We start from the raw sequence: 8,201 nt of genomic DNA on the forward strand, positions 1-8,201 counted from the left end.
TTTCACCGTCTTCGACTTTATCCCATTCATCGACCAACTGTTTGTCGGTCATCTGTTTCGGGTCCATCATCCGCGTTGCTCCTGCATCGACAGGGCGATCATCAACGCGCCCGCGTCCCCTGCAATACGGGCATAGCTTTGGCGCGATAATAACAATTATGTTAAATATCAGACACGTAGAGCGAACTTCGTTCTAGGTCGCCGTCCGCTGCAGGTCAACACTGACGATGCATGCGGCGATCCCATCAGCCCTGAGGAGAAGCCAATGCGTGAGCAATCCCGCAACGAAAGTGATTTGGGCATCCGGTATCTGCGGATGGCGCTTGAATACGGCCGCGCTACGCGCGCATTGGTCGACGCAGGCCAGTGTGAAGCACCCGTCTGGCACTCAGTAGGCCACGCCCTGGAGCTATCGTTGAAGTCACTGCTGAAAAAGCGCAACATAGATCCGCTTGAAATGGATCGTAGCCATCAGCTGCCGTTGCCAGGCTTGTGTCCGATCTAGGCTGGAGGATCGCTGGCCGGGAAAGATTCGATCGAAGCCTCATCGATCTCATCAATGAGTTCGCCGCTTGCGACGAGCTCAAACACTTGGCGCGCGATCTCCAGCTTGAGGCCGGGCAGGATTGAAGCGCTGCGGCGTTCATTGACCGAGGTCACGCAACCGCCGAAGCGTTCGCGCACGACGTCGTCAACAAGTAATTCAACAGGTCGATCTTCAGCACGGTGACGTTCGGCGATATATCGCACTGCCGCAGCGACCCTTTCGGGATCTATCGGATCATCATATTCGTGCGTCATAAATCCGCTCCGGCTCCGCCAGGAGGAGAGCAATGTCGGCGCCGACACTCATGTCGTCTTCGTTTCCAAAGCTGTGTTGGCGCAGATGACCGCTTTGATCGATCAAGACCAGCGATGGCATTTCTTGCATGGCATAGGCTGCCATGGTTTGTGGGATTGGACCATGGTTCGAAGGGCGGGCGATGCCAATCGGGAGCGAGGTGGGCTTGAGCCTCGTCCAATGAGCATCTCCGCTTGGCCCTTCAATCCTGGTTACGCCAGATGGAATAGCGTCAGCATTCCGCCAATCGCGATCCCGAAAACCATCATCATGACACCGGAGATCCGCAGAATATAGGTAAGCGGATCCTCATCATCATTTCCTGCTCGCGACCGGCTCGCGGGCGGTTTCGGACGTCCGATAGCCCGCCTGAAGCTGGCCTGCCGAAACGCCATGTTGAAACCGAGCAAGACAAGGAGAAGTCCGAAAACATCTACGACCCACACATAACCGGGCACGTTTCTCTCCTGAAGTTCACAGGATTGCCGGACGCTCTCATCCCGCGCATGCCGCTAATCCCTGTTCGAGCCCGGCGATCAGATCCAGTTCGGCTTCGAGACCGATCGAAAGCCTCAGCAGGCTGTCGGTGATGCCCGCCCTTGCGCGCGCCTCCGCGCCCATATCGGCGTGGGTCATGGTTGCCGGATGTGCAACGAGGCTCTCGACCCCACCCAGCGATTCAGCGAGCGTAAAGTAGCCGGCCGAGGCGACGAACCGTCGAACCGCGTCCGCCCCTCCTGCGAGTTCAAAGCTCAGCATCGCCCCGAAACCGCGCTGCTGGCGTGAGGCGATCCGGTGGCCAGGATGGGCGGCGAGACCTGGATAGTGGACTTGGGACACCGCCGGATGTCGTTCGAGATATTGGGCGACGATCATCGCATTGCGCTGCTGCTGCTCCATCCGGGCAAATAGCGTGCGAAGGCCCCGCAAGGTCAGCCAGGCATCAAACGGCGCGCCTGTGCTCCCGACGACATTTGCCCAGTGACGCAATTCATCGACCTGCCCCGGATCAGCCGCGACAACCGCGCCGCCGATCACGTCGGAATGGCCGTTGAGATATTTGGTCGTGGAATGGATGACATAGTCCGCGCCCAGCGCGATCGGTTGCTGGATGGCCGGCGAAAGAAACGTATTGTCGACGGCAACCGCAGCCCCCGCTGCCCGCGATTTCGCGGCGAGTTCCGCGATATCGACGACCCGCATCAAGGGATTGCTCGGCGTCTCTATAAGCACGAGTGCCGGAACGTCCTCCAGCGCGGCGGCAAAGGCGCTCTCGTTACCCTGATCAACGAACCGGACGACGCAATGCCCCCGGTTCGCGCGCGCCATCAACAGACGCATCGTACCGCCGTAGCAATCATGCGGCGCGAGGATGAGATCGCCGGGACCCATTCTCCCGACGAGAAGATCGAGCGCGGCCATGCCGCTCGCCGTGATGACTGCGCCTGCCCCGCCTTCCAGCTTCGCAAGTGCCTGCCCGAGAAGATCGCGGGTGGGATTACCCGCCCGACCATAGTCATAGGAGCGCGGTTGATCGTAGCCAGAAAACTCATAGGTGCTCGAAAGATAAAGCGGCGGAGCGACAGCTCCAAAGGCCACATCGCTGGCAACGCCGTGCGCGGCGGCGATCGTCTGGGCGCGAGGAGCCTGATCTTTGGGTTCAGTCATTGAATCAACGAACCTCTGTTACTTGGTGCACGATGCCAGCTCGGTCGAATGGCCCGTGCGCGTCCCAATATTTTGTAGGTGACCGGCCTGACCGAACTTCGGAAAGACGCCGGCTGCGGCAGGTGGACCGCGCGCCGGCGTCTAACCTGGTGAAGTAGCCGCTAATCCAAGACGCCTGCGCTGCCGTCAGCGATGCGGTCATATCCTGCACCGATCGCCATTGCTCCAGGGTCAGGGGATTCCCCGGATACTCCGTCTGCGTCATGCACTCGTCCTTGGCTGCCGTCTCCGTTCCCGCGCTCCGGCCTGCTTTCGCGGGATCCTCTCCGGGCGCTGTTGTCGTGAAGCGTCTTCACTCTGCACATCGCGTTGTGCCGGTTAGAATGTCAGAAGACAAATGAATGTTATTTCTGGTTAAGCGCATAATATTTGTATTAAAATGACACTTGCTCACCCCAGTTGTTCGAAGATGCCGGTGAAGACCGGCCGCAAGCGCTGGATTTCCTCGCGATGGACAGCGGACAGGGCGTCGAGCAGGGCATAGGCCTTGGGTGTGAGGCGCACCAGCGCCCGCCTGCGATCGGTAGCAGCCGCCTCGCGCGTAATAAGCGCCAACGCCTCGAGGCGATTGATCAGGCCCGTGGCGCTGTGCGGCTTTAATATCAGACGTTCCGCGACATGACCGACGGTGGCTTCATCCGGCGGACAGCCCCGGATCGCGAGGAGCGCCTGGTGCTGTTGCGGCGTCAACCCGACTTCGATGGCCTTTTCCTCGCTGAACGCCTGGAAGCGGCGAATGGCATGGCGAAAAGAGGCCAGCGCCACATAGTCGGCATCGCCCAGCAATTTATCCTTTTGCCCCAAATGATCCTCACTGATTGAATTACATCGCAATGCGATATAGTCGGCGTGCACTGCTTTTCACAGGATAATGCTGATTCATGTCGCTGACACCTCCACGTTCCGTCGAAGGCCACCAACTCGCCGACCATAGTGTCGATCGCCGCATGGTCATGCTGGCAATCATGGCCATCGTGGTCGGAACGGGCGGCGCCTTTGGCGCATGGGTGCTGGTCAAACTCATTGCGATCGCCACCAACCTCTTCTGGTTCGGTCGTCTTTCTGCTGATCATTCGGTGATCACCGATGCATCGGTGGGCTGGCTGGTGGTGGTGATCCCCGTCGTCGGCAGCCTTGTCGTGGGTCTGATGGCGCGGTTCGGGTCGGACAAGATCCGCGGCCATGGCATTCCCGAGGCGATCGAGACGATCCTGTTCGGCGAGAGCCGACTGTCGCTCAAGGTCGCGCTGCTCAAACCTCTGTCCTCGGCGATCTCGATCGGCAGTGGCGGTCCCTTCGGCGCAGAGGGACCGATCATCATGACGGGCGGGGCCATCGGTTCGCTGTTCGCCCAATGCTTCCATCTCAGCGCGGCCGAGCGCAAGACGCTCCTCGTGGCCGGTGCAGCAGCCGGCATGACCGCCATCTTCGGTACGCCGCTCGCGGCGATCTTGCTGGCCGTCGAAGTGCTCCTGTTCGAATGGAAGCCGCGTAGCTTCGTCCCCGTTCTCGTTGCAGCGCTTATTTCCTTCGCCTGGCGGCCACTGCTGCTCGGATCGGGACCGATGTTCCCCATGACGGCGATCGCCCCGCAAGCAAGCTGGGCTCTGCTCGCTTCGGGTGGGATCGGTCTCATCGTCGGTCTCGAAGCCGCGCTGTTGTCGACATCCCTCTAACGCATCGAGGATCTCTTCCATCGCCTGCCATTTCATTGGATGTGGTGGCCGGCAATCGGCGCGGTCGTCGTCGGTCTGGGCGGTCTCATCGATGCTCATGTGCTAGGTGCAGGATATGCAAGCATCGAGGCTCTCCTCAACGCCTCGCTATCGCTCCGGGTCGTTGCCGCGCTCCTCGTCGTGAAGGCCATCGTCTGGCTGGTCGCCCTGGGGTCGGGCACATCAGGCGGCGTGCTGGCGCCGCTCCTCATCCTGGGCGGCGCCGCCGGCTTTCTGCTTGGGCAGTTTCTACCGGGCGATCCCGGGTTCTGGGCCATGATCGGCATGGCGGGGATCATGAGCGGGGCTATGCGCGCGCCGATGACCGGCGCGATCTTCGCGGTCGAACTCACCGGACATTTCAGCGCCATTCCATGCACGATCGCGGCTGCGGGCAGCGCCTATGCCGTCAGCGTGCTCTTGATGCGGCGATCGATCCTTACAGAGAAGATTGCGCGGCGCGGACGCCACATCCTGCAGGAATATACAGTCGATCCCCTCGACCTCATCCAGGCTGGTCAGATCATGACGCGCGATCCGGCTACCCTGCCTGGCACGATGACCGTGGAGCAGGCGGTATCCTTCTTCGCGAATGAGGCTGTGCATCGCAGCTATCCGGTGATCGATCCGCAAGGCAGGCTACTGGGTCTCGTTTCCCGCACCGATGCCCTGCGCTGGCAGAGCGATCGCGACGATGATCAAACACCGCTCGTCGATGCAATCTCAGATGCGGCGCAGCCCATTGCCTATCCCGATACGCAGACCGGCGTAGTCGCCGATCTCATCGTCGAATCCGGGATTGGCCGCATCCCGATTATTGACCCTGAAACCCGCCGCGTGCTCGGCATTCTTTCGCGTCAGGATCTGCTCAAGACCCGCAGCGCAAACCGTCACGCGGAACTGGGGCGCTCGCGTCATGTCGGAACCAAGCGCCCGCCAAGCAAAGTTCAGAAACCGGCCTAAGATCGGTCAGTTGTGCCATGCGCGCGGAATGGATCTGCGGAATCAATCTGCGCCCAATTCGTTCGCATTTCCGTTGCCCCATCCCCCGCCAAGCGCCAGGAATAGCGTGATCTGATCGTCATTGATCGCCGCGCGCGCTTCGGCGGCAGCCTGATCCGCCGCAACCCGATCACGCTCAGCCTCGAGCGCGGGCAATGCGGCGATCTTGCCTCCACGCCGCAACTGACCCATCCGCATCGCTGCTCGCATGGCATCTGCGGATGCACGATCGAGACCTTCCTGCTGCTCAAGCCCGGCCTGATAATTGGTCAGCGCCGTTTCCACCTCCCGCAATGCCTTGATCACTGCACCGTCAAACGCGGCCAGGTCGCCGCGACTTTGTGCCTCGGTCGCCGCAATGCGGGCGCGAACAGCATGTCGGTTGAGCGTCCAACTGATCAGCGGGCCGAGACCGAAACGGTTGGTAAGCGGTGACAGGAAATCGGCAGCAGCCCCCGTAGAGCCGATCGATGCTCCCAGACGGATATCAGGGTAGAGGTCCGCCGTGGCGACGCCGATCCGCGCTGTCGTCGCGGCGAGACGGCGCTCGGCCATGCGGATGTCGGGCCGACGCTTGAGCAGCGCGGCACCGTCGCCAACGGGGATCATGCGTGTCAACGCAAGCGGTGCGTGACACGCCAACAGGCTGGTATCCGCTTCTCCCGGCGTGCGACCGGCCAGCGATGTGACACGAAAAAGGGCGTTGCGTTGGCGCGCCACCAATTGTGGGAGCCGGGCCTGGCTCGCTTCGAGCAACGCTTGTCGCCGGTCCAGTTCATAGGGTGCCGCGCGTCCATGCGACACCATGATCCGGGTTAATCGAACACTTTGCTCTAGGACAGCAATCGCACGACCCAACACATCGCGCTGATAGCCCGCGTTACAGATGTCGGCATAGGCGCGCGCCGTCTCGGCCGCGACGGTCACACGCACCAGATCGCGCGCCGCCACGGCAGCGTCGGCATCGGCACTTGCTGCCTCGATCCCGCGCTTTATTCCGCCGAACAGATCGAGATCATAGCTGGCCCCGATGCCCATATTGTAGATTTGCCGCGTCGGCGGCTTCACATGGCTCAACTCGGCTTCCGCCGAGCGCTGGGCCCAGCTTGTTTCGGCGTTCGCGCTGCCCTGAATTTCCCGGCCCGCATTGCGCTGGTCGAGCAAGGCCAGACTGCGTTCGAGATTGGCCTCGGCCACTCGCAGATCCGTATTGGCGGCGAATGCCTGTTCGATCAGCCGGTCGAGGGTCGGGTTCTCGTAGAGCCGCCACCAATGATCGGGCAGCGGTTCCTGCGTCGTGGCCGCGCCTATCGACTGAAACGCACCTTGCGCCGCAGGCGCGTTTACCATCGCGGTGTCAGGCACATGATAGTCGGGTCCGACCACCGTGCAGCCGCCCAGAGCGGTAGCGGCCGCCAGCACCAGCGCGCGCCTCACCATGGCAGGCTCCGGTGCACGCTGCGTCCGTCATCGCGCGGATGAACGACAACCGTGGCCGTCTGGCCCGGAATCATCCGCACATTAGCCGGTATTTTATCAATCGTGACACGTACCGGAATGCGCTGCGCCAGACGCACCCAGGTGAAGGATGGGTTTACATTGGCCAGTTGCCCGTCAGTCCCGGCCCGCTCGCGATCCTCGACGCCGCCCGCGATACTCTGCACATGGCCTTCGATCTCGTCAGCAACGCCCATCAGGTAGATGCTTGCACGGTCGCCGACGCGGATCGCCGGCAATTTTGTTTCCTCAAAATAACCTTCCACCCGGAGCGAGTGGTCATAGACGAGCGCTAACGCGGCTTTGCCGGCCGTCAGATAGACCCCGGGCTGGAGCGACATGTTGGACACGGTCCCGTCCACCGGTGCACGCACGATGGTTCGTTCCAGATTGAAGCGGGCCAGGTCGCGCGCTGCCACCGCCTGACCAATCGTCGCCCGCAGTCCTTCGACCCGCGCCGTGCCTTGTTCGATCACTTCAGCGGCGATCACTTCGGGCATGGCCCGGTTGCGCCGATCCTCACGGACAGCTTGCGCGAGCGCGGTGCGCTGGCTTGCCACGTTGGCCTCGGCCTGTTCCAGCGCAAGCCGGTAGCGCGGACGGTCGATGATAAAGAGCATCTCGCCCTTTCGGACCTTCTGATTGTCGGCGACCTTCACCTCGGTGACGAGCCCACTGACATCGGCGGCCACCGGCACCATGTCCGCGCGCACCTTGCCATCACGCGTGACCGGCTCGACCTGATAGCGCAGCCACAGTGCATATATCCCCCCCAGAACTACGAGTATGACAAGGAGCGTGGCGAGCGATCGCAGGAGATTTTGTCGGTGCAACATGTCAAGACGCGACCCATCGGTAGAGGAAACTATCGGCGAGCGCGCTCAGGCCCCACCACAGCAGAATGAAGAGAGCGAGCTCGAGCAGGCTTGGGTGCCAGAGCAGTCGATAGCCCGGCAGGCGCTGCAGGAGCCCGCGCACAATATAGACGAGCACCGCGGCCAGCACGCCCCAGGCGAGCGCCGCCGGCATATAAATGCCGAGCACATTGATCTCCTCGATCATGCGCTTTCCCCAGCTCTTGATGAAACGATATGGGGCGCAGCGGCGGTCGGGAAGAGATTGCAGCGCATTCCTACCAGCGCACGCAAGGCAGGCCGACGATGCTCATCGAGCGGCAGGCTCAGAAGCGCCTCCAAGGCCCGGTCGATTGGCTCGAGCAACCCTGGCGGCGGGGCATCCGCATGGCCATGGCGCCAGCGCTCGTGATAAAACACCGCCAGCCCGGCAAGTACCGCGCCCAGGCGGTGCCGCACATTATGCGGGACATGAGACAACGCCCGGCGGATCGGAATGATATTGCGGCCGATCCTGAGGTCCGCCAGACCGTCAGCGGCATGGAGTCTATCGCCGGCGGTCGC

The 8,201-nt window shown here is 61.9% G+C and carries 10 protein-coding genes and 1 pseudogene; 2 read left to right on the forward strand and 9 right to left on the reverse strand.

The genetic code is table 11. The annotated features are described in order from the left end of the window. Positions 1 to 265 precede the first annotated feature (265 nt). A complete protein-coding gene (locus tag LH128_RS33050; RefSeq protein WP_008828020.1) occupies positions 266 to 505 on the forward strand; it encodes a hypothetical protein in 240 nt (79 codons plus the stop codon). On the opposite strand, the gene LH128_RS02595 is transcribed toward LH128_RS33050, so the two are convergent. From LH128_RS02595 to LH128_RS02615, 5 genes are all read right to left on the reverse strand, one after another. Beyond that, entirely contained in the window at positions 502 to 801 is a 300-nt protein-coding gene (locus tag LH128_RS02595; protein ID WP_008828021.1) for a hypothetical protein, read from the reverse strand. The two genes, LH128_RS33050 and LH128_RS02595, sit on opposite strands and share 4 nt — an antisense overlap. Continuing rightward, positions 785 to 946, reverse strand: a complete 162-nt coding sequence (locus LH128_RS33055; protein WP_156800009.1) for a hypothetical protein — start codon at positions 944 to 946, stop codon at positions 785 to 787. The genes LH128_RS02595 and LH128_RS33055 overlap by 17 nt, the downstream gene beginning before the upstream one ends. A gap of 107 nt (positions 947 to 1,053) precedes the next feature. Continuing rightward, positions 1,054 to 1,299, reverse strand: a complete 246-nt coding sequence (locus LH128_RS02605; protein ID WP_008828022.1) for a hypothetical protein — start codon at positions 1,297 to 1,299, stop codon at positions 1,054 to 1,056. A gap of 37 nt (positions 1,300 to 1,336) precedes the next feature. After that, complete coding sequence (gene metB / locus LH128_RS02610) at positions 1,337 to 2,509, reverse strand: cystathionine gamma-synthase (RefSeq protein ID WP_008828023.1); 1,173 nt, start codon at positions 2,507 to 2,509, stop codon at positions 1,337 to 1,339. 450 nt (positions 2,510 to 2,959) lie between these two features. Then, on the reverse strand, positions 2,960 to 3,355 hold the full coding sequence (locus tag LH128_RS02615) for a MarR family winged helix-turn-helix transcriptional regulator (RefSeq protein WP_008828024.1): 396 nt from the start codon (positions 3,353 to 3,355) through the stop codon (positions 2,960 to 2,962). A 95-nt stretch (positions 3,356 to 3,450) separates the two neighbouring features. Between LH128_RS02615 and LH128_RS02620 the strand changes: the two are divergent. Further along, positions 3,451 to 5,247 (forward strand): annotated as a pseudogene (locus LH128_RS02620) (chloride channel protein). Between the two features lie 42 nt (positions 5,248 to 5,289). Here the strand turns inward: LH128_RS02620 and LH128_RS02625 are convergent. The 4 genes from LH128_RS02625 to LH128_RS31845 are packed head-to-tail and all read right to left on the reverse strand — an operon-like array spanning position 5,290 to position 8,165. Then, the gene (locus tag LH128_RS02625; RefSeq protein WP_008828025.1) at positions 5,290 to 6,726 is read right to left on the reverse strand and encodes an efflux transporter outer membrane subunit; all 1,437 of its coding nucleotides are present in this window, start codon (positions 6,724 to 6,726) and stop codon (positions 5,290 to 5,292) included. Next, positions 6,720 to 7,619 carry an efflux RND transporter periplasmic adaptor subunit gene (locus LH128_RS02630; protein ID WP_008828026.1) on the reverse strand — a complete coding sequence of 300 codons (900 nt, stop codon included), beginning with the start codon at positions 7,617 to 7,619 and terminating at the stop codon, positions 6,720 to 6,722. The genes LH128_RS02625 and LH128_RS02630 overlap by 7 nt, the downstream gene beginning before the upstream one ends. 1 nt (position 7,620) lies before the next feature. Then, positions 7,621 to 7,845, reverse strand: coding sequence for a DUF1656 domain-containing protein (locus tag LH128_RS02635; protein WP_008828027.1), 225 nt, complete (start codon positions 7,843 to 7,845; stop codon positions 7,621 to 7,623). Continuing rightward, the gene (locus LH128_RS31845) at positions 7,842 to 8,165 is read right to left on the reverse strand and encodes an FUSC family protein (RefSeq protein ID WP_442800352.1); all 324 of its coding nucleotides are present in this window, start codon (positions 8,163 to 8,165) and stop codon (positions 7,842 to 7,844) included. The genes LH128_RS02635 and LH128_RS31845 overlap by 4 nt, the downstream gene beginning before the upstream one ends. Positions 8,166 to 8,201 lie beyond the last annotated feature (36 nt).

This window comes from Sphingomonas sp. LH128, assembly GCF_000293195.2.
Classification (GTDB): Bacteria; Pseudomonadota; Alphaproteobacteria; order Sphingomonadales; family Sphingomonadaceae; genus Novosphingobium; species Novosphingobium resinovorum_A.